Annotated in this window: 26 protein-coding genes; 13 read left to right on the forward strand and 13 right to left on the reverse strand. The window is 68.2% G+C overall.

Annotated features, from left to right (window positions below):
- Nucleotides 1–149 precede the first annotated feature (149 nt).
- The 3 genes from ACFWBU_RS16260 to ACFWBU_RS16270 form a co-directional block, all read right to left on the reverse strand.
- A complete protein-coding gene (locus tag ACFWBU_RS16260; protein ID WP_169621092.1) occupies nucleotides 150–932 on the reverse strand; it encodes an FAD:protein FMN transferase in 783 nt (260 codons plus the stop codon).
- Nucleotides 933–1,004: 72 nt separating this feature from the next.
- On the reverse strand, nucleotides 1,005–2,627 hold the full coding sequence (locus ACFWBU_RS16265; RefSeq protein ID WP_378528734.1) for an acyl-CoA dehydrogenase family protein: 1,623 nt from the start codon (nucleotides 2,625–2,627) through the stop codon (nucleotides 1,005–1,007).
- The gene (locus ACFWBU_RS16270) at nucleotides 2,624–3,220 is read right to left on the reverse strand and encodes a TetR/AcrR family transcriptional regulator (protein WP_169651846.1); all 597 of its coding nucleotides are present in this window, start codon (nucleotides 3,218–3,220) and stop codon (nucleotides 2,624–2,626) included. The genes ACFWBU_RS16265 and ACFWBU_RS16270 overlap by 4 nt, the downstream gene beginning before the upstream one ends.
- A 74-nt stretch (nucleotides 3,221–3,294) precedes the next feature.
- Here ACFWBU_RS16270 and ACFWBU_RS16275 point away from each other — a divergent pair, with 74 nt between their 5' ends.
- Entirely contained in the window at nucleotides 3,295–4,518 is a 1,224-nt protein-coding gene (locus ACFWBU_RS16275; protein WP_296550585.1) for a hypothetical protein, read from the forward strand.
- Here ACFWBU_RS16275 and ACFWBU_RS16280 read toward each other — a convergent pair.
- Nucleotides 4,509–5,282: a helix-turn-helix transcriptional regulator gene (locus ACFWBU_RS16280; RefSeq protein ID WP_378528735.1), complete on the reverse strand. Its 774-nt coding sequence runs from the start codon at nucleotides 5,280–5,282 to the stop codon at nucleotides 4,509–4,511. The two genes, ACFWBU_RS16275 and ACFWBU_RS16280, sit on opposite strands and share 10 nt — an antisense overlap.
- Before the next feature lie 90 nt (nucleotides 5,283–5,372).
- Between ACFWBU_RS16280 and ACFWBU_RS16285 the strand changes: the two genes are divergently transcribed.
- Complete coding sequence (locus tag ACFWBU_RS16285; protein WP_378528736.1) at nucleotides 5,373–6,242, forward strand: NAD(P)H-binding protein; 870 nt, start codon at nucleotides 5,373–5,375, stop codon at nucleotides 6,240–6,242.
- Nucleotides 6,243–6,296: 54 nt separating this feature from the next.
- Nucleotides 6,297–7,832 carry a carboxylesterase/lipase family protein gene (locus tag ACFWBU_RS16290; protein WP_296550583.1) on the forward strand — a complete coding sequence of 512 codons (1,536 nt, stop codon included), beginning with the start codon at nucleotides 6,297–6,299 and terminating at the stop codon, nucleotides 7,830–7,832.
- On the opposite strand, the gene ACFWBU_RS16295 is transcribed toward ACFWBU_RS16290, so the two are convergent.
- The 3 genes from ACFWBU_RS16295 to ACFWBU_RS16305 are packed head-to-tail and all read right to left on the reverse strand — an operon-like array spanning nucleotide 7,816 to nucleotide 9,465.
- Nucleotides 7,816–8,142 (reverse strand): cupin domain-containing protein, encoded by a 327-nt coding sequence (locus ACFWBU_RS16295; RefSeq protein ID WP_169621098.1) that lies wholly within the window; start codon nucleotides 8,140–8,142, stop codon nucleotides 7,816–7,818. The genes ACFWBU_RS16290 and ACFWBU_RS16295 overlap by 17 nt on opposite strands.
- 34 nt (nucleotides 8,143–8,176) lie before the next feature.
- Nucleotides 8,177–8,665, reverse strand: a complete 489-nt coding sequence (locus ACFWBU_RS16300) for a dihydrofolate reductase (protein ID WP_169621099.1) — start codon at nucleotides 8,663–8,665, stop codon at nucleotides 8,177–8,179.
- Complete coding sequence (locus ACFWBU_RS16305) at nucleotides 8,665–9,465, reverse strand: thymidylate synthase (protein WP_169621100.1); 801 nt, start codon at nucleotides 9,463–9,465, stop codon at nucleotides 8,665–8,667. The genes ACFWBU_RS16300 and ACFWBU_RS16305 overlap by 1 nt, the downstream gene beginning before the upstream one ends.
- Nucleotides 9,466–9,546: 81 nt before the next feature.
- Here ACFWBU_RS16305 and ACFWBU_RS16310 point away from each other — a divergent pair, with 81 nt between their 5' ends.
- Nucleotides 9,547–10,413, forward strand: a complete 867-nt coding sequence (locus ACFWBU_RS16310) for an Fpg/Nei family DNA glycosylase (RefSeq protein ID WP_169621101.1) — start codon at nucleotides 9,547–9,549, stop codon at nucleotides 10,411–10,413.
- Here ACFWBU_RS16310 and ACFWBU_RS16315 read toward each other — a convergent pair.
- Nucleotides 10,406–11,020 (reverse strand): TetR/AcrR family transcriptional regulator, encoded by a 615-nt coding sequence (locus tag ACFWBU_RS16315; protein WP_169621102.1) that lies wholly within the window; start codon nucleotides 11,018–11,020, stop codon nucleotides 10,406–10,408. The two genes, ACFWBU_RS16310 and ACFWBU_RS16315, sit on opposite strands and share 8 nt — an antisense overlap.
- Nucleotides 11,021–11,091: 71 nt before the next feature.
- Between ACFWBU_RS16315 and ACFWBU_RS16320 the strand changes: the two genes are divergently transcribed.
- Genes ACFWBU_RS16320 through ACFWBU_RS16330 form a run of 3 tightly spaced genes read left to right on the forward strand, consistent with a single transcriptional unit; the run spans nucleotide 11,092 to nucleotide 13,871 of the window.
- Nucleotides 11,092–11,502, forward strand: coding sequence for a RidA family protein (locus tag ACFWBU_RS16320; protein ID WP_169621103.1), 411 nt, complete (start codon nucleotides 11,092–11,094; stop codon nucleotides 11,500–11,502).
- A gap of 54 nt (nucleotides 11,503–11,556) precedes the next feature.
- Entirely contained in the window at nucleotides 11,557–12,219 is a 663-nt protein-coding gene (locus tag ACFWBU_RS16325; protein ID WP_378528738.1) for an alpha/beta family hydrolase, read from the forward strand.
- Nucleotides 12,216–13,871: a GAF domain-containing sensor histidine kinase gene (locus ACFWBU_RS16330; RefSeq protein WP_169621104.1), complete on the forward strand. Its 1,656-nt coding sequence runs from the start codon at nucleotides 12,216–12,218 to the stop codon at nucleotides 13,869–13,871. The genes ACFWBU_RS16325 and ACFWBU_RS16330 overlap by 4 nt, the downstream gene beginning before the upstream one ends.
- A gap of 15 nt (nucleotides 13,872–13,886) precedes the next feature.
- Here the strand turns inward: ACFWBU_RS16330 and ACFWBU_RS16335 are convergent, their stop codons facing one another.
- Nucleotides 13,887–14,534: a response regulator transcription factor gene (locus ACFWBU_RS16335; protein WP_169621105.1), complete on the reverse strand. Its 648-nt coding sequence runs from the start codon at nucleotides 14,532–14,534 to the stop codon at nucleotides 13,887–13,889.
- A 194-nt stretch (nucleotides 14,535–14,728) separates the two neighbouring features.
- Here ACFWBU_RS16335 and ACFWBU_RS16340 point away from each other — a divergent pair, with 194 nt between their 5' ends.
- Together ACFWBU_RS16340 and ACFWBU_RS16345 are read left to right on the forward strand one after the other, a co-directional pair.
- Complete coding sequence (locus ACFWBU_RS16340; protein WP_296550579.1) at nucleotides 14,729–15,652, forward strand: nitroreductase family protein; 924 nt, start codon at nucleotides 14,729–14,731, stop codon at nucleotides 15,650–15,652.
- 78 nt (nucleotides 15,653–15,730) lie between these two features.
- On the forward strand, nucleotides 15,731–15,994 hold the full coding sequence (locus ACFWBU_RS16345) for a hypothetical protein (protein ID WP_378528739.1): 264 nt from the start codon (nucleotides 15,731–15,733) through the stop codon (nucleotides 15,992–15,994).
- A 37-nt stretch (nucleotides 15,995–16,031) separates the two neighbouring features.
- Here the strand turns inward: ACFWBU_RS16345 and ACFWBU_RS16350 are convergent, their stop codons facing one another.
- The 3 genes from ACFWBU_RS16350 to ACFWBU_RS16360 all read right to left on the reverse strand — a co-directional run bounded on the left by ACFWBU_RS16350 (nucleotide 16,032) and on the right by ACFWBU_RS16360 (nucleotide 19,000).
- Entirely contained in the window at nucleotides 16,032–16,934 is a 903-nt protein-coding gene (locus ACFWBU_RS16350) for a universal stress protein (RefSeq protein WP_378528740.1), read from the reverse strand.
- Between the two features lie 28 nt (nucleotides 16,935–16,962).
- A complete protein-coding gene (locus ACFWBU_RS16355) occupies nucleotides 16,963–18,003 on the reverse strand; it encodes an LLM class F420-dependent oxidoreductase (RefSeq protein ID WP_296550577.1) in 1,041 nt (346 codons plus the stop codon).
- Between the two features lie 70 nt (nucleotides 18,004–18,073).
- Nucleotides 18,074–19,000, reverse strand: a complete 927-nt coding sequence (locus ACFWBU_RS16360; RefSeq protein ID WP_169621110.1) for a universal stress protein — start codon at nucleotides 18,998–19,000, stop codon at nucleotides 18,074–18,076.
- A 145-nt stretch (nucleotides 19,001–19,145) separates the two neighbouring features.
- Between ACFWBU_RS16360 and ACFWBU_RS16365 the strand changes: the two genes are divergently transcribed.
- Complete coding sequence (locus ACFWBU_RS16365) at nucleotides 19,146–19,604, forward strand: Rrf2 family transcriptional regulator (protein ID WP_169621111.1); 459 nt, start codon at nucleotides 19,146–19,148, stop codon at nucleotides 19,602–19,604.
- Nucleotides 19,605–19,613: 9 nt separating this feature from the next.
- On the forward strand, nucleotides 19,614–20,837 hold the full coding sequence (locus tag ACFWBU_RS16370; RefSeq protein ID WP_378528741.1) for a globin domain-containing protein: 1,224 nt from the start codon (nucleotides 19,614–19,616) through the stop codon (nucleotides 20,835–20,837).
- Nucleotides 20,838–20,856: 19 nt separating this feature from the next.
- On the opposite strand, the gene mgtA is transcribed toward ACFWBU_RS16370, so the two are convergent.
- Nucleotides 20,857–23,565, reverse strand: coding sequence for a magnesium-translocating P-type ATPase (gene mgtA / locus ACFWBU_RS16375; RefSeq protein WP_378528751.1), 2,709 nt, complete (start codon nucleotides 23,563–23,565; stop codon nucleotides 20,857–20,859).
- Between the two features lie 275 nt (nucleotides 23,566–23,840).
- Between mgtA and ACFWBU_RS16380 the strand changes: the two genes are divergently transcribed.
- Entirely contained in the window at nucleotides 23,841–24,419 is a 579-nt protein-coding gene (locus tag ACFWBU_RS16380) for an SLC13 family permease (protein WP_346765306.1), read from the forward strand.
- A gap of 142 nt (nucleotides 24,420–24,561) precedes the next feature.
- Nucleotides 24,562–26,847, forward strand: coding sequence for a M28 family peptidase (locus ACFWBU_RS16385; RefSeq protein ID WP_378528742.1), 2,286 nt, complete (start codon nucleotides 24,562–24,564; stop codon nucleotides 26,845–26,847).
- Nucleotides 26,848–26,863 lie beyond the last annotated feature (16 nt).

Raw genomic sequence — 26,863 nt, forward strand, 5'->3', positions numbered from 1 at the left:
GTTGGGGAAGGAGCAGGCGTCGGTGTTGGCGCCGGTGTTGGGGGGTGTGGGTGAGCCGGAGTCGGGTGATGCGTCTACGGACAACCTGATCCGCACGTACCGCCGAATGCGCGACTCGGACTGACATCTCTCCCCGACGCCCGAAACCGTTACGCAGCGCGAGAATCCGGCCACGCGGCCGTGGTGTGTACCCGCCCCCGGCGGTCGACGAGCCGCGCCGCGAGTTCGTACTGCTCGAGCCACGCGATCGCACCGACCTCGCAGTGCAGAGCCGTCTGCGCCGCGGCGTCGGCCCAGACCGCATCGGGCGCGACCACCGTGACGACGCGCCACCGGTCGTCGGCCCGGTCCCCTGCCCTACGCGAGGCGATCGCGGTGCCTGCGGGCAAATCGATGTCGTTCCGGCCGGGCAACGCCACCTGCCATCCGCCGTCCGGGCGCGCGCCCGCGGTGGCCGCCGTGTCGCCGATACGCACCAGCACGCCGCAGTCGAGCCCCTCCGCGGCGAGTGCCGCCCCGTAGTCGGCGGTATCGGCGCGCGCCGTCTCCTCGAGGTCGAGACCCGCGCCCCACGGCGCGTGAACGGTGTCGCCCTCGATCCGGACGTCGAGGTAGCTGGGCACCGGGTGGACCGGGGGAATCGACTCGGTGTCGAGGCGGTTGTCGACCGGCGTGACGGCACCGTCGGTCATCCGGGCAGCCCGCAGGGCGGACTCGAGCAGCGTGGACAGGCGCGGGCTCACCCGCACGGGGACGCCTTGCCCGAGATTGACGGCGTGCAGTTCTGCATCACCGCGCCGGAGATCACACGCTGCCTCGGACACGTCGATCGTCGAGCGCACGATCTCCTCGGCCTGCCCCAGCGCACGGGGTTCGGTCACCGCGAGCACGACGTGCCGCCCGAACCCCCGCCACCGGCTCGTGTCGATCATGGCGGTCTCCCCTCGTGTGCGGGATTCACCGACCCTTTCCAGTATGCCCGGGGCTCTCCGCGGCAGCCCGTCTCAGATGCGGGTCAAGATCGCCTCGGTGTCCACCCCGGTGGGCAACGTACCCATGGCGATCCCCCAGTCGTCGTCGAGCCTGCTCGCGCAGAACGCGTCGGCAACGGCGTGGTGGCCGTGCCGCACGAGTTGGGCGCCCTGCAGAACGAGCGCCATCAGTTCCACGATCCGCCGGGCGCGGTATTCGATGTTCTCCAGGTCTGCGAGTTCCTTGCCCACGCGGGTGATGGCGTGGTCCAACCGCGAATCCGCGCCCTGCGCACGCTGCACCTCGGTGAAGAAGGCCTCGACGGTGTCGGGTTGCTTGACCATGGCGCGCAGCGCATCGAGAGCAGCGACGTTCCCGGAACCCTCCCAGATCGACATCAGCGGTGCTTCGCGGTAGAGCCTCGGCATCTCGGACTCTTCGGCGTAGCCGTTGCCACCGAGGCATTCGAGCGCTTCCGCGGCGTGGGCGGGCGCCCGCTTGCACACCCAGTATTTGGTGACCGCCAGTGCGATCCGCCGCAGCGCCGCTTCCTGCGGGTCGCCCTGCGCGCGGTCGGTCGCGCCGGCGAGCCGCATCATCATGGTGGTCGACGCCTCGGACTCGACGACGAGATCGGCGAGAACGTTGCGCATGAGTGGTTGGTCGACGAGGAGCGCACCGAATGCCGCGCGGTGCCGTGCGTGGTGGACCGCGCGGAGTGTTGCCATCCGCATCCCCGTCGCGGACCCGATCACGCAGTCGAGCCGAGTCATGTTGACCATGTCGATGATCGTGGAGACACCGCGTCCCTCGGGTCCGACGATCCATCCCACGGCGCCCTCGTACTCGATCTCCGACGACGCGTTGGATTTGTTCCCCAGTTTGTCCTTCAGCCGCTGGATCCGGATGCGGTTGCGGGCGCCGTCGGGCAGGACGCGCGGCAGGAGGAAACACGTGGGCCCGGCGCCGGTGTTCGCGAGGGTCAGGAACACGTCGGACATCGGCGCGGACGTGAACCATTTGTGCCCGACGATCGTGTACGTGCCGTCGGCGTTCTGTGTCGCGGTGGTGGTGTTGGCGCGGACGTCGGAGCCGCCCTGCTTCTCGGTCATCGACATCCCGGCGATGAGACCGCGTTTGCTCGCCGGTGTCCGCAGACCGAAGTCGTAGTGCGGCGCCGCCAATAGCGGTTCGTATTCCGCCGCGAGTGCCGGATTGTGGCGGAGCGCCGGAATCGCCGCGTACGTCATCGAAATGGGGCACATGTGGCCGGCGTCGGCCTGACCCCACACGTAGAACTTGGCGGCCCGGGCCACGTGCGCTCCTGGGCGCGGGTCGCGCCACGGCGCACCGTGCAGTCCGTGTTCGACCGCGACCGTCATCAGGTCGTGCCAATGCGGGTGGAACTCGACCTCGTCGATGCGGTTGCCGTACCGGTCGTGGGTGCGCAGGACGGGCGGATATTCGTTGGCGAGCCTGCCCCACTCCTGTGCCCGGGCCCCTCCCGCGAGCGCCCCGAGTTCGTGTACCTCGTCCTCTGCCCAGCTTCCGCCTTCGCGGTGCAGTCCTTCGATCAATGCGCGATCGTCCGCAGCGCTGTAGGGCACGAGGTCGGGCGCCTGGTTGGACACGATGTGCGTCGCGGGAAATGTCATGAGGGCGCTCCTAACGCGCGAAGGGACAATGCCACGAGGGCAGGCACCGTGTCTGCCGAAGCCGCACCGGCCCGCAAGGGTCCGGTGAGTACCTCCCCGACCGCTCCGACGAGAGCGGCGGCAGCGAGATCCGGGTCCTGGTCTGCGAATTCGCCCGTGGTGATGCCGTACCGGATCGCGCCGGCGAATGCGGCGGCGAACGCTCTGCGCAGCACCAGTCGCTCGGCGTCCACAGCCGCGTCGACGGGTTCCGCGAGCAGGGCGTAGGCCAGCACGGGATTGCGCAGCGCCCGGAACGCGAAGGTTTCCACGACGGCCGAGATCCGCCCGGCCGCCGATCCCGTCGCGGCCGCCGACACGACGGCCTCGACTTCTCGGCCGCACAGGTCCCGGAAGATCTGCACCATCAGATCCGACTTGTCGGCAAAATGCCGGTAGACGCTGCCGGTCGCGACTCCGGCGCGTTCGGCGACGGCCGCGATCGACATCTCCCGGTATCCACGTTCGGCGACGAGCGCCACCGCTGCGGCCGCAATCGCGTCGCGCTGGTCGTCGAGACGTTGTTGGACCGCGGGGGTCCGCCGGTACGGCATACCAAGAATTGAACCCCGGTTCAAACCTTTGGTCAACAGGCTTTCCGCCCGCGGTCCGGGCTACGGTCTAACGCATGAGTCGATTGAGCGTGGTGGACGAAATGTTCCTGCACCGACACCGCGGTTCCGGGCTTCCGTCGGTGATGCAGGGACTGTGGCGCACCGACGACACCGTGCACGCTCCCCTCCTCATCTCCCTGCACGACGCGTTGTCGCAAGGCCCCCTCGGCCGCCGGGTTGTTCGGCCCCGCATACCCGGCGCCCGCCCCCGATTCGTCGCGAGCACGCACTCGTACCCGCTGCGCTACCCCGCGGAGAAAGTGGCGGACGACGCGATCCTCGAATGGGCCGATGCCCAGACCGAAGTCGACCTCGATCCCGAACACGGACCCGGGTGGTCACTGGTCGCAGCACATCTCGCCGGCGGCGGCACTCTCGTCTCCCTCGTCTGCTCCCACGTACTGACCGACGCGCGGGGACTGATCGATGCTGTGGCCGAGGCTCTCGCCGGTCACGCCGAGCCACCCGACGAGTCCCACACCTCCGACGTCCGCGACGCGCTGCATGTCGTCCGTACGGTCGCGCGCGGTCTCCGGGGCGTGCGCCGTTCCGGTCCGCGTGAAAAACCGCCGGTCCCGCTGTCGGTGCGGTTGCGTCCCCGTACCGCCCTGATCGACGTGCCGAGCGACGAGTGGGACGCCGCTGCCGGCATCGGAGAGGGCACCGCGAATTCGCTGATGCTGGCGATCGCGACCGGGATCGCCCGCCGCGCAGGCATCCCCTTCCCCCTGAAGATCTCCATTCCGGTGGACGATCGCGGTTCCGGCACCACGTCCAACGGGGTATCGATGACAGGTATCACCGTCGACGCGGACGACACGGTGGCGACGATCAGGGCCAAGGCCACGCACGCGTACCGGCAGCCTCGCGAGGGCGCGCCGCACGGTATCCCCGCAGAGATCGTGCAACTCGTACCCGACCGTGTCGCGGCCCGCCTCGCCAGAGGCGCCGGCGAGCGAGACATGCTGTGCTCCAATATCGGTCGCGTCCCGGCCGTGCTCGATGCGTTCGGTCCGCACCGCACCGCCGGGGTGGCGATGCGCGCCATGCATCCCGGCCTCGGCACGAGGGACGCCACGACCTCGACACGCCTGTCGACCTACCTGTGCAGCCGGGACGATCGATACACGCTCGCGCTCGTCGCCCTCGACGAAGATCGATTCCCCGACACCCGGACGCTGCGCGCGTTCATCGACGCAGAACTCGCCGAGAGAGGTCTGCACGCCACCTACTGGTGACCCGGGTCCCGGTGGCCCGCGTCCTGGTGCCTCGAGTCCCGGCCTCTCCCGAAGTCGGTGTCGAACCAGCGGCCGAGCGACTCGCCGGGCAGGTCGCGCCGACGATACGTGCCGGGGATACGTTCCACGGAGCCGATCCGGTCCATGCGGTAGGTGCGCCACTCGTCTCTGTCGAGATCGAACCCGACGAGATACCAGTGGCCGGCCCGATATACATGGCGATACGGATCCACCGTCCGGACGGACGCTGCATCGTTGCGGTCGCGGTAGCCGAAGCGGACCCGTCCGGACTCCGCGACCGCATCGGCCAGCGCCCCGACCACCTGCACGCTGACGCCGTGCGCGTCGTCGAGCACCTCGGTGGCGAGGTCCATCGCGTGGGAACGTTGCCGCAGCGCCGGCGAGAGTACGTTCTCGAGTTTCGCCAGTGCACTGTCCGCATCGTCCGCCCTGTCCGCGCCGCCCGCACTCTCCGCGCTCGCGAGGCGAGGCGCGATCAGCCGCACTCCGGCGACCAGGATCGCGACCTCGTCGGCGGTGAAGAGCAGCGGCGGGACGGACCGGCCCGCCCTGAGCCGGTACGCACTCGACGGGCCGGGCCGGCTGTAGACCCGATACCCCAGACGGCGCAGCCGCTCGACATCGCGGCGGACCGTACGTGTGCTGACCCCCAGGCGCGCGGCGAGCACGGCTGCCGTCCACTCCCCTCCCCGCTGGAGAACCGACAGGAGTTCGAGCGCGCGTGTCGTCGGGTCGCTCGTCATGAAATCCATGGTGACCGAAATGGCGGACAGGATCGGGCCGTATCTCTCGATACGGTGACGCCGGAGCACTCGACGAGAGGAGATCCATACATGCGTATCGCCGTCACTACTCCCACCGGACACGTCGGCCGCCATCTCGTTCCCATCCTGGTCCGTGCCGGGGTGCGCCCCCTGGTCCTGGCGCGCCGTCCCGAGAAGCTGCCTGCTCGGCTGCGTGCGGAGGTCGACACCGTCGCAGTCGACCAGTTCGATTCGGATGCGGTCGTCGAGGCAACCGCCGGGGTCGACACGATCTACTGGGTGGACCCGCCACCTTCCGGCGACGACCCTCTCGCCGAGTACCGCCGCGCAGCCACGAGTATCGCCCGGGCGGTCACGAAAAACGGCATCGGGCGGGTGGTCTTCCAGAGCAGCGTCGGGGCCGAGAAGCGCCGCGGCGCAGGCGAAATCGACGGCCTGGCCGCCACCGAACTCGCACTGGACGACACGGATGCCGACGTCACGCACATGCGGTGCGGGTACTTCTTCAGCAACCTGGAGTACCAACTCGACATGATCGCCTCCGGCACCGTGCAGGTGATCGTGCCGGTCGACCATCCGATGCCGTGGGTCGCGCCCCGCGACATCGCCGAGGTCGCGGCCACACGACTGCTCTCGACCGAGTGGAGCGGCCGTCACGTGCAGGCCGTCCACGGGCCGTCCGATCTCACGTGGACACAGGTCGCGGAGATCGTCTCCGCTGCGACGGACCTGCCGCTGCGCGCCGAACAGATCGCCGACGACGAGATGCGCCGGGGGTTACAGGCCGCCGGCCTGTCCGACGCGCAGGTCGACGCGATGACGGGCATGTCCACCGGCCTCCGCGACGGATTCGTTCCGGAACAATCACGCTCGATACGGTCCACGACGCCGACGACCCTGGCGGCGTGGGCGTACGACGTGCTGCGCCCGCAACTGTGACGCCCCTGCGCGGGACTCGCCGATCGTGGTGACTCGTCCCGTACAGTGCCAAGAATGACGTCCGAGACCCTCGTCACATATGCGGACGGCGCTGTTCGCGGTGTCCGAACCGGCGACCTGCTCACGTGGCGCGGCATTCCCTACGCGGCACCACCCGTGGGCGCGCTGCGCCTGCGCGCTCCCCAGCCCGTCGAACCCTGGACGGGCGAGCGGGACGCCACGCAGTTCGGCAATGCGGCATCCCAGCACCCGCGAGGAGTCGCCACGGGACGCCGCGGCGTCCGGGTGCGCCCCGCCGAGGACTGTCTCACGCTCAACGTCCTTGCGCCCGCGGGCCGGGTGCACAGTCCGCGGCCGGTGATGGTGTTCATCCACGGCGGCGCATTCACTCTCGGCACCACTGCCCTCTCCCTGTACGGGGGTGAGTCGCTCGTACGGCGCGGCGATGTGGTGTACGTGTCGGTCAACTACCGGCTCGGCGCGCTCGGATATCTCGATTTCCGCGAGTTCTCCGACGGCACCACACAATTCGACTCCAATCTGGGTCTCCGGGACCAGGTCGCGGCCCTCGAGTGGGTGCAGCGCAATATCGCTGCTTTCGGCGGCGATCCGGGCAACGTGACGATCTTCGGTGAATCGGCCGGGGGTACCTCGGTCACGACGCTGCTCGCGACGCCCGCGGCGCGCGGGCTGTTCTCCGGGGCGATCGCGCAGAGTCCCGCCCCGAACCTGGTGAACACCGCCGACAACTCCGCCCGGTGGAGTCGCGTGTTCCTCGAACTGCTCGGCGCCGACTCGGAATCGGCTGTCGCGGCACTCACCGGCGGTTCTCCCGCGGACCTGGGACGCGCGGGTGCGCGTCTGGGCGCCCACACTCTGAGGGACACTCCCGGCCTCCACCCGTTCGGGCCGGTTGTCGACGGCGATGTCGTCCCGATCGCTCCGCTCGATGCCTTCGAGACCGGAGCGGCTCATCCGGTCCCCCTCGTCATCGGCACCAACGACCGGGAAGGCGCGCTGTTCCCGAAGTTCCTCGACGGCCTGCCTACCAGTCCCGACCGCATCGACCGCATGTTCGCTGCGACCGACCCGGACGCGAAGAGCCGGGTGACCGCGGCGTACCCCGGATATCCGGACGAGAAGGCCGCCATCGATCTCGGCGGCGACTTCACGTTCTGGTATCCCGCACTCCAGATCGCACAGGCGCACGCACGCTTCGCACCGACGTACATGTACCGGTTCGACTACGCGCCGCGTCTCCTCAAGTGGACCGGGTTCGACGCGACGCACGCGGTCGATCTGCTGGCAGTGTTCGATCAGGCCGACGAGCCGATCGGCCGGATCCTCACCACCGCGGGCGGACGGCGCGGGCTGCGCACCGTCGCGGCATCGGTACAGCGGCAGTGGACACATTTCGCGAGGCACGGCGAACCACTGCCTTCGTGGCCCGCTTATGACGAAATAGACCGCGCGACCATGATTTTCGATGTTCCCCAGCGAGTGGAGGACGATCCGCGCCGAGAGCGGCGGATCGCGTGGGAGGGCTATCGCGGCTACACGAGCGACGCGCCTGCTACTTCACGACCGTGAGGAGAAACGCGACGTCCTCGATCGCCCGGACGCTGTGCCGCGCCGGCGGAATGACGATCAGATCCCCCGCCGACCCTTTCCACAGGTCGTCGCCTGCGACCAGCTGGAGTTGCCCCTGAAGGATCTGCAGGGTCGCCTCGCCGGGACTGTCGTGCTCACCGAGTTCGTGCCCGGCCAGCAGCGCCACCATGGTCTGCCGCAGATGCTTGGCGTGCCCGCCGAAAACCGTCTGCGAACTACGGCCACTGCTCGACGTCGCCGCCAGTTTCAGCTGCTGCCGGGCCAGCGCGGTCAGGGAGAGCTTGTCCATGTAGCGCAGTATGGCGTACTCACCGACACGACACTCAGCTTCGCGAATACCGGACCCAGCGAAACCTGATCCCCTTCGCCGACGACCGCCACTCTCCGGTCTCGGTCGCCGACCATTCGGGCCCGATCTCCGGAGCCGTCGCGTCCCCGTCGATGTCGAGGTCCACCTCGGTGACCAGCAGACGGGTCGCTCGCGGCATCGCCTGCGCGTAGATCTGGCCGCCACCGATGACCACGACATCGCCGTCGCCCGCGAGCCGGAACGCCTCGTCGAGACCGGATGCGGCGTGAGCACCGTCGGCCGACCATTCCGGGTCGCGGGTGACGACCACGTTGCGGCGGCCCGGGAGCGGCCGGAACTTCGGCGGCAGCGAATCCCACGTGAGACGCCCCATGACCACCGGCTTGCCCATCGTGGCGTCCTTGAAGAACGCCAGGTCTTCCGGGATGTGCCAGGGAATCGTGTTGTCGCGCCCGATGACGCCGTTGCGGGCCTGTGCCCAGATCAGGCTGATCTCACCCATCAGACGGCCACGGGCGCCTTGATCGCCGGATGGTGCCGGTAGCCGACGATCTTCACGTCGTCGAAGGTGTAGTCGAAGAGCGAGTCCCGGCGCTGCAACTGCAAGGTCGGGTACGGGTACGGCGCGCGCGTGAGCTGCTCGGTGACCTGCTCGATGTGATTGGAGTAGATGTGGCAGTCGCCGCCGGTCCAGATGAACTCGCCGGGCTCGAGCCCGACCTGCTGCGCCACCATGTGGGTGAGCAGCGCGTAGCTGGCGATGTTGAACGGCACCCCGAGGAAGAGGTCGGCGCTGCGCTGGTACAGCTGGCAGCTGAGCTTGCCGTCGGCGACGTAGAACTGGAAGAACGCGTGGCACGGCATCAGCGCCATCTTGTCCAGGTCGGCGACGTTCCACGCGGAGACGATCATCCGGCGCGAGTCGGGATTGCTGCGCAGCGTCTCGAGCACCTGCGAGATCTGGTCGATGTGCCGTCCGTCGGGAGTCGGCCACGAACGCCACTGGACCCCGTAGACGGGACCGAGATCGCCGTCCGGCTGCGCCCACTCGTCCCAGATCGTCACGCCGTGGTCGCGGAGCCACTGGACGTTCGAGTCGCCGCGCAGGAACCACAGCAACTCGTAGACGATGGACTTCAGATGCACCTTCTTGGTGGTGACGAGCGGAAAGCCCTCGGAGAGATCGAAGCGCATCTGGTGACCGAACAGGCTCCGCGTGCCCGTCCCGGTACGGTCGTTCTTCTCGGCACCGGTCTCGAGGACGAGTCGCAAGAGATCTTCGTAGGGGGTCGGCACAGTCACGAGGGCAGTCTACGGCGTCGTCCCGACACCGGTTCGTCCGCCGAGCCCCGGTGATCGCGCCCGAGTCGTAGCCTGGGAGCCATGCCCGAGCTGCCCGAGGTGGAAGCACTCGCCGTATTCCTGCGTGAGCATGCTGTCGGATCCGTGGTGGGGCGGATCGACGTGGCCGCGTTGAGCGTGCTGCAGACGGCAGATCCGCCGATCACCGCATTGCAGGGGCGGGACATCACGGGCGCCGCCCGGTACGGCAAGTTCCTCGCCATCGAGTGTTCGGACCTGCAGATGGTCACACACCTCTCCCGCGCGGGGTGGCTGCGGTGGCTCGACGAACCGTCGCAGTCTCCGCCGAAGCTGGGGAAGGGACCGCTGGCTCTGCGGGTCCACCTGTTCGCGCCCGACGCGACGACGCCGGCGTTCGATCTCACGGAAGCGGGCACCAAGAAGCGGCTCGCGGTCTGGGTCGTCGACGACCCGAAGAAGATCCCCGGTGTCGCGCGCCTCGGACCGGACGCCCTCGAGCTCACCGCCGACGAGTTCGCCGCACTGGTCGCCGGGAGTACCTCCCGGCTGAAGACGTTCCTCACCGATCAGTCCGTGCTCGCAGGAATCGGGAATGCCTACTCGGACGAGATCCTCCACGTGGCGCGACTGTCACCGTTCGCCACGGCCGGACGGCTCGACGACGCCTCGGTCTCGGCACTGTACGGCGCGATGCGCTCCGTGCTCGAGGACGCCGTCGCGCGATCCGTCGGGCAGGACGCAGCCCGGCTCAAGGGCGAGAAGCGCTCCGGCATGCGGGTGCACGCCCGCACCGGTCAACCGTGCCCGGTGTGCGGAGACACCGTCCGCGAAGTCTCCTACGCGGAACGTTCCTTCCAGTACTGCCCGACGTGCCAGACGGGCGGGAAGGTGCTCGCCGACCGCCGGCTGTCCAGGCTGCTCAAGTAGCCGTAGGCCGACTCCAGCCGTGTGCCACCGACGCGCGGCACCGCGTGATGTCGTCGCCTGCTCCGACGAACAGCGCCGTGAGCATCGGTACACAGTGTTCGAGCGTGTCCTCGGGCAACGGCCCGTTCGCGACGAGCGACACCAACCCGTGGCCGATCGCCCAACTCTGGATCGCCAGGTCCAGGGGCTCGATTCCGGTGAAGCGGCCTTCGCCCTCGGCCCGGCGCACCGCCCGCACCAGATACTCGAGGGTGGCATCGGCAGCCGAGAGGTCTTCGAGGTCGACGCTCGCGTCGAACATCACCCGGTACAGGTCCGGCTGCTCGAGTGCGTTCCCGAGATACGCCGCGACGAGTGCGGTCAGGTCCCGGACCGGATCGTCCGTGAGCGCCACGGTCGCAAACCTGGCTTCCAGCCTGGTGAAGCCCTCCTGCCGGAGGGCCATCCACAACCCGTCCATGCCGCCGAAGTAGGTGTAGACGGCCATCGTGGAGACGCCGGTGCCCGCCACGAGTGCACGCAGAGTGATCGGTTCACGGGTACGGAGCATGTGGGCCGCCCGTTCGAGAAGCAGTGCGCGCACCGCCGGATCTTTGGACCTCACCATGCCTGAACAATACATAACATTGTGTTGCTATATTAAGCGCCTGCCAGTCCGATCAACCCAGAGGAGTACCGGTGCCCGTCACCTTGATGAACCCCGAAGCGTTGCCCGAGGTCGATCTCTACCGCCAGGTGTCGGTCGCGACCGGCTCGAAGCTCGTGTTCACGGCCGGTCAGGTCTCGGTCGATGCGCAGGGCACCCTGGTGGGCGCGGGCGATATCGCGGCCCAAGCCGAGCAGTGCTATCTCAACGTCGCCACCGCCCTGGCCGAGGCCGGCGCGACATTCGACGATGTCGCGAAATTGACCGTCTACGTCGTCGACTGGTCGCCCGACAAGATGGAACCGTTCGTCGAGGGCGTGGCCCGCGCCGCCGCGCGCCTCGGGATCGACAAGCCGCTCCCGCCCTTCACCGGCATCGGAGTGGCCGCCCTCGCGGGTGAGGGACTTCTTCTCGAAGTCGAGGCCACCGCGGTCGTCGACTGACGCCCCGGGCCGCATCTCCGAGGGCCACCTCGGAGATGCGGTTACCGTATCCGTGTGACGCCCGCACCCGAAGACGCCGAACACGTGGACACCGAGGCCCTGTCCGGCTATCTGCACTCCGCTTCGGGCTCCCCGCGCGGCGTCGTCGCGCTCACACACGGAGCCGGAGGCAATTGCAACGCGAAGATCCTCCAGCTCATGTGCACCCGTTTCGCCGCGCACGGTTTCGTGGCGCTGCGGTACGACCTCCCGTTCCGCCGGCGCCGCCCCAAAGGGCCGCCGCAGCCGTCGCGTGCCGGCGAGGACCGCGAGGGTGTCGCCGCGGTCGCAGCCGCCACCAGGGAATATTCCGACGGGCCGCTCATTCTCGGCGGAGTGTCGTACGGCGGGCGCCAGGTGACCATGCTCGCCGCCGAACGACCCGGGATCGCGGACGGACTGTTGCTGATGTCGTACCCGCTGCACCCGCCGGGCCAGCCCGACAAGCCGCGGACCAAACATCTGCCTGCCCTCACCGCGCCGTCGGTGTTCGTGCACGGAGACCGGGACCCCTTCGGCACGCTCGACGAACTGCGGCACGCCCTCGCGCTCGTGCCGGCCCCGACGACGCTGGTCCCGGTGGAGGGCGCCGCACACGACCTGGGTCGCGCGAAAGCAGACCCGTCCGAGATCGCGGTCCGCGCGGTCCTGGCACTTGTGGACGGCCAGGCCCGATGAGCGAGCTCACCGACGGTGTCATCGACACGTTGCTGTCCGAAATGCGCGAGCGCCTGGACGAGACGGTCACCCCCGCGACGCTCCGTGGACTGCTCGAGGCCGTGCTCGTCGTAGGGTCCGGCCTCGAACTCGATTCGATGCTGCAGCGCATCGTCTCGGCAGCGACGTCGCTGCTCGGGGCCCGGTACGGCGCTCTCGGTGTGCGCGCCTCGGACGGCGGACTCTCGGAATTCGTCTACGTGGGCATCGACCCCACGCAGCGGGAGGTCATGGGACACCTCCCCGAGGGTCGCGGCCTTCTCGGCCTGCTCGTCAACGACCCCCGGCCGGTGCGTCTCGCCGACCTGTCCCAGCACCCCGGCTCGATCGGCTTCCCTGCCAACCATCCCCCGATGGGAAGTTTCCTCGGGACTCCGATCATGGTGCGCGGCAAGGTGTTCGGCAGCATCTATCTCACCGAGAAAATCGGCGCACCCGAGTTCACCGAGGAAGACGAGATCCTCCTGAAAGTCCTGGCGACCTCGGCCGGCATGGCCGTCGAGAACGCATGGCTGTTCGAGGGTTCCCTCACCCGCGAGCGGTGGCTCACCGCAATGGCATCGATCAACGCCCGGTTGCTCGTCGGCGGCTCGGTCGACGACACCCTCTCGCTGCTCGTCGGCCAGGTTCGGGAACTCGCCGTGTGTTCCGAGGTGTACGTCGTCCTCGCCGACGGCGTACAGGGCTCGGTCCGGGCGGCGGCCCCCGCGGAGCCCTCCTTGACTTCGACGCGCGTCGACCTCACCGGGTCACCGATCATGCGCGCCCTCAGAACCCGGAAGCCGGTACACACCCGTACGACATGGCTTCTCCCGTCGGCGGATTCGAGCGGACCGGGTCACGCGGTGGTACTCCCACTCTCCGCCACCTCCGCGATCACCGGTGCGCTCGTCGCGACACGGGCAGCGGGTAGCGAACCGTGGGGCGACGAAGACGTCCTCCGTCTCGAATCGATGGCGAATCTCGCGGCCGTCGCCCTCGAGTTCGCAGAGCAACAACGCAAGCAGCGACTGCTCGATGTGCTCGCCGACCGCGACCGAATCGCACAGGACTTGCACGACAACGTGATTCAGCGGTTGTTCGCCACCGGGATGAGCTTGCAGAGCACCATGGCCTCGGGCGTCGGCAACGACCGGATGGCGGAGGTGGTGCAGCACGCGGTCGAACAACTCGACCGGACCGTCCGCGAGATCCGCACGACCATCTTCGACCTGCACACCACCGGCGCCGCAGCGTCGACGAGCCTGCGGCGGCGACTGCTCGACGTGGTCGGGGATCTGAGCGTCCACTCGGCCGTGTCGCCGAACATCCAGTTCCGGGGCCCGATCGACACCCTCGTGCCCGCCCGCATCCATCCACAAGCGGAAGCGGTGTTGCGGGAAGGGCTGAGCAACGCACTCCGGCACTCCCAGTCCGAGAACATCTCCGTCTCGGTCTCGGCCCTCGAGGACTTCCGGATCGAGATCGTCGACGACGGAACCGGGTTGCCCGCCACCGTGCGGCGCAGCGGTCTGATCAATCTGGAACGACGCGCCGAGCAGTGCGGCGGGTCGTTCCGCGTCGAATCCAACGAGAGCAGGGGCACGCGGCTGGTCTGGTGCGCCCCGCTCTGACTCCGCCGGACCCCGTCAGGTGTTGTCGTGCCCGCGTTCCTTGCGGAGTTCGGTGGCGAGCACAGCGGCCTGGGTGCGTCGCTGCATTCCGAGCTTCGACAGCAGCCGCGAGACGTAGTTCTTGACGGTCTTCTCCGCAAGGAACAGCCGCTCGGCGATCTCCCGGTTGGTCATGCCCTCACCGATCAGCTCGAAGACCGCGCGCTCCTGCTCGGACAGTTCGGCGAGCGGGTCTGCGTTGCGCGAGGCCCGGATCCGTTCCATCAGCGCCGCGGTCGCACGGCTGTCGAGCAGCGAACCGCCCTCTCCCACCGTGCGGATCGCGGAGACCAGGTCGGTGCCGAGGATCTGCTTGAGCACGAATCCGGACGCGCCCGCCATGATGGCGTCGAAGAGCGCTTCGTCGTCGGCGTACGACGTGAGCATCAGCGCCCGGAGTTCTGGCATGCGGTTGCGCAGTTCACGGCACAATTCCACCCCGTTCCCGTCGGGGAGTCGCACGTCGAGCACCACGACGTCGGCGTCGCTGCCGGGTACCCGGGCGAGCGCCTCCCCCACCGATGCGGCCTCTCCGACCACGGTGAAGTCCGCGACGCTGCTCAGCAGGTCGACCAGGCCGCGTCTGACGATCTCGTGGTCGTCGACGAGGAATACGCGGGGCATGTCACGCACCTTTCGTTGGGCATCGGTCCCCATTGTCCCAGCCGTCACCCTCGTGACCCGGCTCCGGGCCGTTCGACGGCAGGTCCGGGACCTTCGCCCCACGCGCGACAGGTGTCTCGTGAGCAACGCTACCTATGCGGGCGTGTGTGCCTACACCGCGTCCGGAAACGGTGACCCTGAGCGAGGAGGCGACCGTGTCAGTCGATTTCGAAACCTGGAACGCCGGGGGCACGGACATCATCGCACGGGCCGTGGTCGCGGCCCCGAGCGTTCACGACACCCAGCCGTGGAACCTGTACCTCCCCGGACAGTCGGCCGAACTCGAGGAACGCACCGAATTCGCCGAGCCCGGCGGCGATCCGCTCCGCCCCGACCGGACGATCTCGTGCGGCACAGCCGTCGCGAACCTGGAACTGGCCGTGCGCGTGCTGGGGTACCGGACCCGGACCGCTCTGTTCCCCGATCCCGATCGCTCTGCGCTGGTCGCACGGGTCGACGCGGTCGAGGCGGCCGCACCGTCGAACTGGGACCTTCGCCTCTACGCCGCAATATCCCACCGGCGCAGCCACCGCGAATCCTTCGCCGGCGTCCCGGTACCTGCCGAGACCATCGCCGACGTGATCTCCGCGGCTGCCGAAGTGCCCGGAATCCACGTCATGCTGCTGGCCCCCGACGAGGCGAGCGCCCTGGCCGGCACCCTCACCTATGCGGCCGAAGCCAAGCGCCGGCACCAGCACTACCAGCGCGAGATGTTCTCGTGGACCTCGCACTGGCAACCCGACGGGAACGCCGAGGTGGTCACGACGTGGAACACCGGTCTCGATGAGCGAGGTGCCGCGGGCGCAGCACTGATCACCACGGGCGTCCCCGACCCGGCTGCGCTCTCCGATTCCATCGCGCGAGAAACCGTTCTGCTGTTCGTGCCCGACTCCTCCGAACCGGAAGACCTGGTGCGTGTGGGAATGGCGGCCCAGCGAGCGTGGCTCGCAGCGGTCGACGCGCGACTGTCGGCATCGGTGCTCACGCATCCGCTGCGTATCGGGGACTCGGCGTCCCGGCTCGCCGAACTACTCGATCTGCCGGCGCCACCCCAGCTCATCATGCGGATCGGCTTTTGATGTGTGCGACAGGCGATTACAGTGCAATCTGTTAGACCGTGATTCCTTCCGGTACCACGACGCAGACAGGAGGAGGCAGTGAGCGCACCCACGGACGACCCGGTTCAGGCCCCCACGACGGAACTTTTCCACGCGGCGCTGGACATGGCACAGGCAGCGAAGGCGGGGAACGTCTCCGGCTGGCTCGCGTCCCGGTACAGCTGTGGCAGGTTCGACGACGTCGCGTTCCTCATGTCTCAGATGCTCGGCGTCCTCATCGAGAACGGCGCCATCGCCCGCGGCGTCCATCCCGCCGACGCCTGGAACGAACTACGCGAGCAGGGCGTCGACGAATTCGGCTGACACCCTGCTCGCGTAATAGCTGTTCTGCGCCGCGCGCTCAGTCCTCGACTTCGGACCGGACGACCATGACCGGGCAGTCCGCGGTCTGGATCAGCGCGTTGCTCGTGGAACCGAGCAGCAGCCCCTTGAAGCCGCCCCGGCCACGAGTTCCCACCACGAGCAACTGTGCCTGTTCGGCGTACTCGCTGAGCACACGCACCGGCCGGTCGCGTGCGACGACCCGTTCCACCACGACGTCCGGATAGCGTTCCCGATATCCCGCGAGCCGTTCCGCCAGGACGATTTCCTCGCCGGTCTGGATGCGACTCCAGTGCGGGTCTTCGGGCACCGCGCCGAGCGACGGCTGCACGCTCACATCGCTCCACACGTTGACGGCCACGAGGGTCGCGCCACGTGAGGAAGCTTCGGCGAACGCCACCTCGACTGCGGCCCGGCACGACTCCGATCCGTCGACGCCCACCACGACGGGACCTTCGGCCGGCGGGGCGCCGTCGAGGGTGCGGCCGCGGACCACGACCACCGGGGCCACGGCATGGGACGCCACCGCGGTGGACACCGAACCTGCGAGCAGCCCCTTGACCTCCCCGAGTCCGCGGGAGCCCACCACGAGGCGATCGGCCTTCGCCGACACCGCGACCAGGGTGGACGCCACCTTGCCCTCGAGTTGCTCGGTGGTGACCTCGACCCGTCCGGAGTCGTCGACGATCTGCCGGGCCATCATGGCGGCGCTGTCGAGCCGATCGCGCGCCGTCGCCTTCATCTCCTCGTGGAAGCTCTGCGCGAGGTACGGCTCCGAGTAGTAGAACGCGGGGATGTGGACGACGGTGACGATGTGCAACGGCAGCGCGCGCGCCGCCGCGGATCGTGCCGCCCAGATCATCGCGTGGGTGGATGCCTCGGATCCGTCGACGGCGACGACGATCGGCTTGGGTTCGCTCATCGGTGGCGGGAACCTTTCTCGGGTTGTGTCAGCCGCAGATGTGCCGCAGCTGTTCGATCAATCGCACGCGACCGGCGGTGTCGGGCGCGAACGGTGTGACGTTGAGGGTCGTGACGCCCGACTCGGCGAATGCGGCCACCCGTTCGCGCACGAAGCCCTCCGACCCGATCAGCGACACCGCGCGGATCAGTTCGACGGGTACCGCGGCCGCGGCTTCTTCCTTCTTGCCGGACAGGTACAGATCCTGGATGTTCTCCGCTTCCTTCTCGTACCCGTAGCGGACCGCGAGGTCGTTGTAGAAATTCTTGCCCTTGGCGCCCATGCCGCCGACGTAGAGAGCGACCATCGGCCGGACCCAGTCGAGCATGTGCTCCACGTCGTCGCCGATGGCGAGCGGAACCTGGGCGTAGATCTGCAGATCTCCGAGGGCCGGGTCGCGCTTGGCCTTGCCCTTGGCGATGGAGTCTCCCCACACTCCCGCGGCTTTCTCCGGGAAGTAGAAGAGCGGCTGCCAGCCCTCTGCGATCTCCGCCGTCATCTCGACGTTCTTGGGTCCGAGCGACGCGATGATGATCGGAATCCGTTCGCGCACAGGCTCGTTGATGAGCTTGAGCGGCTTACCGAGACCGGTGCCCTGATCCGCGGGCAGCGGAATCTGGTAGTACTTGCCCTGGTGCTCGACCTTCTCGCGGCGCCACACCTGGCGGCAGATGTCGACGATCTCGCGGGTGCGGCCGAGCGGCGCGTTGTAGGGGACGCCGTGGAAGCCCTCCATCACCTGCGGACCCGACGCGCCGATCCCGAGCACGAACCGGCCGTCGGAGACGTAGTCGAGGCCCGCCGCCGTCATCGCCGTGAGCGTGGGGGTACGGGTGAACAACTGCAGGATGCCGGACGCGAGTTCGACACGGCTGGTCTTGGCCGCCAGGTAACCGATCTGGCTCACCGCATCGAACGAATAGGCCTCGGGTACGAACACGATGTCGAGTCCGGCCTGTTCGAGGTCAGCGACCTCGGCGGCGGTCTCGGCGAATCCACCGCTGTAGTTCAGTCCCATTCCGATGCGCATGCGCCACCCTCACTCCTGCCGCGCACCCGCGCGGACGTGGTCGTCGATAGTGCAACGCACACTACCGCCGTCACGATGCTCCGGGTCGCACGACCATCACGGGGCAGGCCGCCTCCCGCAGGAGCGTGTTGCTCGTCGAGCCCATCAGGAGGCCGGCGAATCCTCCACGACCACGGCTACCGACCACCACGAGCTGGGCCTTCTCACTCCAGGCCGTCAGGTGAACCCGCGGACCGTCGACGTAGATCTTGCGGTGCACCGTGACGTCCGGGAACCGGTCGCCGAAACCGGCGAGACATTCGGACACGAGGGCGTGCTCGCTCTCCTCGAACGCCACCGGATCGAACCAGTGCGGCGACGCTGCGATCTCACCCGGCCGCATGTCGCTCCAGACGTGCACCGCGACCAGATCGACCCGGCGCCACGACGCCTCCTCGAAAGCCGCTTCGACGGCCACTTCGCTCAGTGCGCTGCCGTCGAGCCCGACCACGACCGGCCGGTTGTCCGGAACGGGTGGTGCGGCGCCGCGTGCGACGACGACCGGACATGCCGCGTGACCGACGACCGCGACGGGCGTCGATCCCAGGAGCAACTCACCGAGCCGGGTACTGCCGGTCGCGCCGAGCACCACCATCGCAGACCGGCGCGACAGCTCTACCAGCCATTTCGCGCTACCCGTCAGTGCGATCTCGGTCGTGACCCGGACGTCGGGCTCGGTGGCACGAGCGATCTCCTCGGCGTCCGACAGCAGAGCGGTGGCGTCCTCCTCGGCCCATTCGAACACCTGGGAGGGCCGGAAGAACGGAAGCTCCGCCGAGGGCGTCGGCGTGAGCAACGACGCCGGGGCGAAATCGACTGCGTGGACGAGATGGAGCGTGAGGCCGCGCCCCGCCGCAGTCGCCGCCGCCCATCGAACAGCGCGTTCGGACGGAGGGGAACCGTCGACACCCACCGTCACCCGACGGCGGTCGTGGGGTTCTGCGCTCGGAGTCGTCACAAATCGAGGGTAGCCGCAATCGCAGGTCACCGTCGGGGACTTTGGTCCCACCGATTCGAGAAATTAGTCAGGACAACGGATTCCAGCGGCGATGCACATCACAATTTAATTGTCATTTCGGATACCTGTTTATATCGTCCTGGGCATGCAACTCACTCGGTTCACCGATCTCGGACTGCGAGTTGTCACGCATCTGGCCGCCGCCCCGGCGGCAGACCTGCCGAACACCGCTACGGTCGCCGAACAACTCGGACTGTCGTACGCACACACCGTCAAGGTCGTTGCGCGACTCGGGGAGCTCGGCGTCGTCATCACCCGGCGCGGGCGCGGAGGTGGTCTGGCCATCACCGAACTCGGCCGAACCGCCACGATCGGGTGGCTCACGCGCCAGCTCGAGGGTGAAGGCGAGGTCGTGGACTGCGACGGACCGAAACCATGTCCCCTCCGCGGCAATTGCACTCTTCGCGTTGCCCTGCGCACAGCTCGGGAAGCCTTCTACTCCGCGCTCGACACACTCACCGTCGCAGATCTGGCGACCCGCGGGAACACTGCCGAACTGCCTTTTCCCGTGCCCCCGCGAATCTCGCCTCCCACCCACCCATGAGGAGAACCCATGCCGCTCTCGCCCGGATCCGAAGACGTGATCGCAGCGACGCTGCCCGCAGTCGGTGCGGCCATCGGCGACATCACGCCGTTGTTCTACCGGAAGATGTTCGACGCTCACCCCGAACTCGAACGGGACCTGTTCAACCGCGGCAACCAGAAGCAAGGTGAGCAGCAGAAGGCGCTCGCCGGTTCCATCGCGGCGTTCGCGACCCTTCAGCTCGATCCGGACCCGGCGCGCGTCGAGTCGATCCTCTCCCGTATCGCGCACAAGCACGCATCGCTGGGAATCAAGCCCGACGAGTACTGGATCGTCCACAAGCACCTGTTCGAGGCCATCGTGGAAGTTCTCGGCGAGGCCGTCACTCCCGAGGTCGCGGCGGCGTGGGACGAACTGTACTGGCTGATGGCGAACACCCTGATCGCCCTCGAAGCCGACCTCTATGCCGCCGCAGGCGTCGAGACGGGTGACGTGTGGCGCACCGTGCGTGTCGTCGGCAGGACGCACCAGTCCGCCGACACCGTGTCCTTCACACTGGCATCGAAGGACGGCTCGGTTCTGCCCACTTTCCGCCCGGGACAGTACCTTTCGGTCGGCGTTCGGCTTCCCGACGGCGCGCGCCAGATCCGCCAGTACAGCTTGTCCAACGCTCCGTCGAAGGGCGACTGGCGCATCACGGTCAAGCGCGTCCTCCCGGCCACCGGCGCCGACGGGACAACCCATCCCGCAGGTGAGGTCTCGAACTTCCTGTTCGACAACGTCTTCGAAGGTGACGACCTCGATGTCACGACTCCGTTCGGTGATCTGGTGCTCCCTGAGGACGACAAGCCGATCTTTCTCGCCTCGGCCGGGATCGGGTGCACACCGATGATCGGCATGCTCGACCACCTGGCGGAATCCGGCGACGCACGGCGCATCTCGATTCTCCACGCGGACCGATCTCCCGCGAGCCACGCGCACCGGCGCGAACTCGAAACACTGGTCGAACGGATCCCGTCGGCCGACGTGTACCGGTGGTACGAGGACCTCGGCGCACGGCAACCGCTGGAGACCATGCGCGTCGGCCGGGCCGACATTTCCGATCTCCCACTCGATCCGACCACGCGGGCATTCCTGTGCGGTCCGTTGCCGTTCATGCTCTCGCTGCGTGAGGCGCTCATCGCCCGGAACGTGCCGGCCGAGAACATCCGTTACGAGGTGTTCGGTCCGGACAGCTGGAGCCCCGCGTCCTGACGACAGGAGTCGTCGTCGCTCATCCTCCACCCTTGCTCGCCGCATGGCCCGACGCGGAATTCGCCACGCGCGCAACGACCACCGGAAGCCTCGCGCCGGTGCCGAAGTGCGCTGCGCGCCGATGCAGTCGACGCCGTCGTCCGCGTCGCGGTGAGGGTGGAGGATGGTGCAGCGGCTCGGCGTAGAACAACCGTTTGGCGAACTCGATCAGAACCAGGTAGCCGACGATCAGCACGACGAGCATGGCGAAGAACCCGAGCGGCAGGCTCGTGAAACCGAGGTCGTCGGCGAACGGGGAGTAGGTCACGCCGATACCCACGGCGAGGACCACCGCGACCGTCACGATCAGGGTGCGGCTCGGCCGGCTGCGGATGAAAGGCGTACGGCGCGTGCGGATCGCGAAGACGATCAGAATCTGGGTGGCCAGCGACTCGACGAACCATCCCGTACGGAACAGTTCCGGTCCGGCATGGAACACCCCGAGCATGAGCCCGAACGTCACGAAGTCGAACAATGAACTCAGCGGGCCGAAGAACAGCATGAACCGGCGGATGAACCCGATGTCCCAATGCGACGGCGCACGCAGTTCCTCCGGGTCGACCCGGTCGCCCGGGAGCGCCAGCTGACTCGAGTCGTAGAGCAGGTTGTTGAGCAGGATCTGGCTGGGCAACATCGGCAGGAAGGTGAGCACAGCCGATGCGGCAGCGGCACTGAACATGTTGCCGAAATTGCTCGACGTGCTCATCAAGACGTATTTGATGGTGTTGGCGAAGGTCCGACGGCCCTCGGTGACGCCGTCGGCGAGCACACCGAGATCCTTTTCCAGAAGAACCACGTCCGCGGCGTCTTTCGCCACATCCGTGCCCGAATCGACGGAGATTCCGACGTCGGCGGCATGGAGCGCGAGCGCGTCGTTGACACCGTCCCCGAGAAACCCGACCGCGCGCCCATGCCCGCGTAGCGCCCGCACCAACCGCGCCTTCTGTTCCGGGGACACCCGTGCGAACACAGTTGCACGCTGGGCGATTTCAGCGAACTGATCGTCGTCGAGACGTCCGAGTTCGGCGCCTGTCACGCTGCCAGCCGAGCCGAGACCCAACTCGGCGCAGACCCGCTCCGCCACCTGGGCGTTGTCGCCGGTCGCGACCTTGACGGTGATGCCCAGTCGAGCAAGCCGGTCCAGCGAGTGTCGTGCCGACTCCTTCGGCTCGTCCGAGAACACGAGGAATCCCGTCAAGTGGAGGTCGTGCTCGTCGTCGGCTCCGACCCGGGTCCGCGACCCGTCGAGATTCTTCGTCGCCACCGCGACGACGCGGCGCCCCTCGTCGAACAGCTGTGCCAGCCGCTCGCGCGCGTCGGCACTCGCCTCCACACAACGCGCCAGCACCGATTCGGGTGCGCCCTTGACCACCAGAAATGTCGCGTCACCGTCCGGATCAGCGGTCAGCGCCGAGGCCATGCGACGACTGTGGTCGAACGGTACGCCGTCGATACGCCGGTACCGGTCGGCCTGCCCGCCGATCTCCCCCGCCGACTCCCACAGTGCCGTGTCCATCGCGTTGGCCGCGATCCGTTGCCCGGAACCGGCGGTTTCCGTCTCGGTCGCGAGCAATCCGTGCAGCACGGTGTGTTCGGCGCTGTTGCCGTCGAGAGGTACGGCTTCGACGAATGCGATCCGCCCGGTGGTGAGGGTGCCGGTCTTGTCCGTGATCAGGAAGTCCACATCGCCGAGGTCTTCGATGCACACGAGTCGTTTGACCAGCACCTTCTGCGCTGCCAAACGGCGGGATCCGGACGCCAGAGCGGTGCTGACCACTGCGGGAAGCAACTGGGGCGTGATACCCACCGCGATCGCGAGCGCGAACAGCAGCGACTCGATGAGCGGGCGGTCGAGCAGCAGATTGATCAGGACGATCAGCGATGTCAGAACCAGTGCTACCTGCAGCAGCAGCACCGAAAAGCTTCGCAGTCCGCGCTGGAAGTCCGTTTCCGGTTCCCTGTCACCGAGTCCGCGAGCGATGCGCCCGAATTCCGCGTTCACTCCTGTCGAGACCACCACGCCCGTGCCGGTCCCCCCGTGGACGATCGTGCCCATGAAAGCGCAATCCGTCAGGTCCGCCGTCGCCGCACCCTCCGGGACGGCATCGGTGGTCTTGACAGCGGGTTCGGATTCTCCGGTGAGCACGCTCTCGTCGCATTCGAGATCGACGACGTCCAGCAGTCGGATGTCGGCCGGCACGACGTCCCCGAGCACCAGGCGCACCACGTCGCCGGGTACGAGTTCGGTGACATCGACCCGCGCGGCCGCGCCGTCCCGCAGAACGACGGTCGTGTGCCGCACGTTCGAGTGCAGCGCAGCGGTCGCACGTTCGGCTCGGTACTCGTTGACGAATCCGAGGCCGACACTGGCGACGAGAATGATCCCGATGACGACGGCGTCGCTCCGATTCCCGAGAAAGAACGACGCGATTGCGGTGACGGCCAGCAGGAGCAGCAGTGCGCTCCGCAACTGTCGCGCGAGGACTGCCCACACCCGCACCCCGTAACTCCGGACGGCGTTCGGTCCGACACTCTCGAGTCGCTCTGCGGCCTCCGTGGCGCTCAGCCCGGACGACGAGGATCCGAGGCGTGACAGCACCTCGGCGACCGGGCTCGCGGCGGCGTCGCCGATCGCCAGGCCGGGAGAACCCGCCTTGTGCTGTGTCCGCTGCGCACCTCCGGCGATCATGTCGCCGGACGGATCGTCCCGGCGTCTGCCACCGTCTCGCCCTCGCAGGCGCATTCGGCCGCAATCGCTGTCGTCTTGTTCGGTGAGGTCGGCATGATCTCGCTCGTCTCGAAGCCGTGACGTCAAGCGGGGTTCTTCCGCGTCGAGCGGGGTATTTCCGCGTCAACCGTGTGGTTTCGGCGGACAGGCGCACCCGTAATCATCGCAGCGTCCGCGCGGGAATGCTGTCGAATGTTCGTTCTCCGGTCCCCGCCGTCAGGAGAGATGATGGCGCGGTGATCGTCGTCGTGGTTGCGCTGATCGTGCTGGTGCTCGTCGCCGCCGTCGTGCGACCGCACGGATTGCCCGAGGTGGCGGTGGCCGGACCCGCTGCGATTCTGTTGACCGTGATCGGGGCGTTGACGCCCGAACAGGCGCTCGATCAGGTGCGGGCACTCCTTCCGACGGTCGGTTTCCTCGCCGCGATCCTGGTTCTGGCGCACGCGACGGACGCTCACGGAGTGTTCCGGTGGATGGCCTCGATGCTGCGGCACAGCGCACGGGGAAGTCCCGTCCGGTTGCTCGTGTGGGTCTTCGCCGCATGTGCCACCACGACCGCGGTACTGAGCGTCGATGCGACGGTAGTTCTGCTCACTCCCGCTGTGCTCGCCGCTGCCTCTCCATGGGCATTTCACGTCGTCCGGCGAGTTATGCGTCTGCGCATCCGGCAAACTCCGCCTCGACCCTCATGCCCGTCGATGCTGCTCGGGGTGAATCTCGGGCCGAACCTCACCTACACCGGCTCGCCGGCGACGATGCTGTGGCGGTGGGTCGTCACCCGCCGCCGACGCGGCACCGCCGGTAGCCGTCCCTGAATCCTTTGCCCCACACAGCACCAACCCTCCAGCCAGGAGACGTGAGATCGGTCGTGTGGTCGGGAGTGTCCGGCGCGGCCGCACGGACCAAAGACCGCTGTCCGGCGCACAATGTGCCGTTTGCCCGGCTACGCTCGCGCCCATGGATACGGGCGTCGACCGAGCACCGAGCCTGCCCCGAGGCGGGAGCCTGCTCGCACTGCTGAGCATCCTGCTCATCGGCTTCGCCGTAGCAGTGTTCCCGTCTTTTCCCGAACCGCTCGATGCCGGTGCTCCGCCCGAGGTCTTCAGCGCCGGACGCGCCGCCACCCATATCGACGCGATCGCCACGACGCCCCGTGTTCCGGGCACGCCCGAGCACACCGCAGCGCGCGACTACCTCGTCGCCACCCTCCAGGAACTCGGATGGCGCACCACGGTTCAGTCCGGCGTCGGATGGACGACGAACGACGATCCACCCGAACAACGCGGCGCCCGGGTCGGGAACATCATCGCGATGGTCCCCGGTTCCGATCCCACCGGAACCGTAGTGCTCGCCGCTCATTACGACACGGTGGTCGGATCACCCGGCGCGGGCGACGACGGGATCGGGGTGAGCACCGCACTGGAAACGGCACGGGCCCTCGGTGTCGGTCCCGCGCCGCGCAACGACATCATGGTGCTGCTCACCGACGGTGAGGAGAACGGACTGCTCGGCTCCCAGGTGTTCACCCGGTCGCGTTCACCCGCACTCGGCCCGACGGTCGTCCTCAACCACGAGGCCCGCGGCAATGCGGGAATCCCGATGACTTTCCGGATGACCTTCCCCAACGGCGCTCTGCTCGACGCACTCACCCGATCGCCGTGGGCGGAGGCGGACTCCCTCACCCAGCTGGCATTCGAGGCGCTCCCCAACGACACCGATTTCCGGAACTTCACCGAAGCGGGCTTCTCCGGGTTCGACACCGCGATCGCGGCAGGTGCCGCGTACTACCACAGCCCGCTCGACACCCCGGACCGGCTGAGCCGGGAGTCGCTCCAGCAGATGGGCGATACCTCCCTGTCCACCGCCCGGATCCTGGCGGACACCGACTTGATGACGCTGGACGACGGCGGAGACGAGGTCGTCTCACTGGTGCCGTGGGGCCTGCTGCATTATCCGCGGTGGGTGGAAATCGCCGGTGCCGTCCTCCTCCTCGTGGCGGTGGCCCTACTGGTGGTTGTCCGTGTCCGGCGCAGAGACGCTACGCCTCTCCAGATCCTGGCAACCGGCGCCCTCACGGTCGTCGCGGGTGCGCTCGCCGCTGCCCTTGCCTGGCTCCCGTGGTGGCTCGCGCAACAGGTGTCGCCGGGGATGGCAGCACCGGTCGCCGAGGAGCCCTACCGCCCGGGCCCGTTCCAGATCGCGGCGGTCGTTGCGGCACTGGGCCTGCTGTTCGTCGTCGCCGCGGCGCTCCGCCGGCGCGTGCCCGGACCCGCCCTCACCTGTGGTGCCTTCCTTGCCGTCGCACTGCTCGCGCTGCTAGGCACTCCCTTTCCGGGTGCCGCGTCGACGCTCGTGCTCCCCGTCCTCCCCGCAGTGGTCGCCGTTCTCGTCACGCTGCTGCTACCCGCCGACGCCGTCAACCGGCGACTCGCCGTACTCACACTCGGCGCACTGCCCGGGGCGGTGCTCGGGGTGCGCGCCATACTCGTCTCGTTCGACGCGGGATTGGTCGCGGGCGCACCGGGCGCCGGCATCTTCGTCGCCCTCACGTTCGCCGCGACGCTTCCGCTCTGGGAGCCGATCCTGCGCGAGACGAGCATCCGGTGGTCCGCACTCGGCGCGCTGCTCCTCGTCGCGGTGTGCACGGTGGCGGCCGGCGTCGTCAACCGCGACGGGGCGACGGATCCACGTCAGGAATACCTCTGGTACGCGCTCGACACCGACAACGGCAGTGCGACGTGGGCATCGCCGCACGGACCGCGGTCCGCATGGAGCGAGGCCCTTCTCACCGCGTCCGCGACCCCGCTTCCGGAACTGTTTCCGTGGCGAGCGGACGAGTCGCTGTCCCATGGTGCGGCACCCGTGGCCGACCTTGTCCCACCCGACGTGGAGGTCCTCGAGGACACGAGTGCCGGTGGCGCCCGGGAGCTGCGGCTCCGTTTGTCATCGCCCAGAGGTGCTCCCGCGGTGGGGTTGTGGGTCGACGGCGCGACAGCCACCGTCCACGGCGCGACAGTCGATGGGCAACGAGCCGAGCCGTCTTCGGACTTCGGATTCATGTTCTGGGCGCCGGGCCCGAACGGCATCGAGGTCACACTCACGCTGAGTGTGCTCAGCGATCGGCTCGGTGTCCGGGTGAGCGATCTTTCGGGCGACCTGTCGGTGGTGCCCGGCTACGAGCCGCCGACCGATCGGGTGGTCGTGCAGCCCAGTGTGGTGGTCACGCGCGCACTGGAGATCTGAGTGCCCTGGAGATCTG

The organism is Rhodococcus sp. NPDC060084 (assembly GCF_042730335.1).
GTDB lineage: Bacteria > Actinomycetota > Actinomycetes > Mycobacteriales > Mycobacteriaceae > Rhodococcus.

Excerpts from the sequence above, each read along its gene's own strand:
- ACFWBU_RS16350 (WP_378528740.1), bottom strand. The coding sequence starts at position 16,934 with ATGAGCGAACCCAAGCCGATCGTCGTCGCCGTCGACGGATCCGAGGCA.
- ACFWBU_RS16365 (WP_169621111.1), top strand. The coding sequence starts at position 19,146 with ATGCAACTCACTCGGTTCACCGATCTCGGACTGCGAGTTGTCACGCAT.
- ACFWBU_RS16370 (WP_378528741.1), top strand. The coding sequence starts at position 19,614 with ATGCCGCTCTCGCCCGGATCCGAAGACGTGATCGCAGCGACGCTGCCC.
- ACFWBU_RS16355 (WP_296550577.1), bottom strand. The coding sequence starts at position 18,003 with ATGCGCATCGGAATGGGACTGAACTACAGCGGTGGATTCGCCGAGACC.
- mgtA (WP_378528751.1), bottom strand. The coding sequence starts at position 23,565 with ATGATCGCCGGAGGTGCGCAGCGGACACAGCACAAGGCGGGTTCTCCC.
- ACFWBU_RS16290 (WP_296550583.1), top strand. The coding sequence starts at position 6,297 with ATGACGTCCGAGACCCTCGTCACATATGCGGACGGCGCTGTTCGCGGT.
- ACFWBU_RS16385 (WP_378528742.1), top strand. The coding sequence starts at position 24,562 with ATGGATACGGGCGTCGACCGAGCACCGAGCCTGCCCCGAGGCGGGAGC.
- ACFWBU_RS16270 (WP_169651846.1), bottom strand. The coding sequence starts at position 3,220 with ATGCCGTACCGGCGGACCCCCGCGGTCCAACAACGTCTCGACGACCAG.
- ACFWBU_RS16330 (WP_169621104.1), top strand. The coding sequence starts at position 12,216 with ATGAGCGAGCTCACCGACGGTGTCATCGACACGTTGCTGTCCGAAATG.
- ACFWBU_RS16265 (WP_378528734.1), bottom strand. The coding sequence starts at position 2,627 with ATGACATTTCCCGCGACGCACATCGTGTCCAACCAGGCGCCCGACCTC.
- ACFWBU_RS16280 (WP_378528735.1), bottom strand. The coding sequence starts at position 5,282 with ATGACGAGCGACCCGACGACACGCGCGCTCGAACTCCTGTCGGTTCTC.
- ACFWBU_RS16310 (WP_169621101.1), top strand. The coding sequence starts at position 9,547 with ATGCCCGAGCTGCCCGAGGTGGAAGCACTCGCCGTATTCCTGCGTGAG.
- ACFWBU_RS16300 (WP_169621099.1), bottom strand. The coding sequence starts at position 8,665 with ATGGGTGAGATCAGCCTGATCTGGGCACAGGCCCGCAACGGCGTCATC.
- ACFWBU_RS16335 (WP_169621105.1), bottom strand. The coding sequence starts at position 14,534 with ATGCCCCGCGTATTCCTCGTCGACGACCACGAGATCGTCAGACGCGGC.
- ACFWBU_RS16285 (WP_378528736.1), top strand. The coding sequence starts at position 5,373 with ATGCGTATCGCCGTCACTACTCCCACCGGACACGTCGGCCGCCATCTC.
- ACFWBU_RS16275 (WP_296550585.1), top strand. The coding sequence starts at position 3,295 with ATGAGTCGATTGAGCGTGGTGGACGAAATGTTCCTGCACCGACACCGC.
- ACFWBU_RS16315 (WP_169621102.1), bottom strand. The coding sequence starts at position 11,020 with ATGGTGAGGTCCAAAGATCCGGCGGTGCGCGCACTGCTTCTCGAACGG.
- ACFWBU_RS16260 (WP_169621092.1), bottom strand. The coding sequence starts at position 932 with ATGATCGACACGAGCCGGTGGCGGGGGTTCGGGCGGCACGTCGTGCTC.
- ACFWBU_RS16295 (WP_169621098.1), bottom strand. The coding sequence starts at position 8,142 with ATGGACAAGCTCTCCCTGACCGCGCTGGCCCGGCAGCAGCTGAAACTG.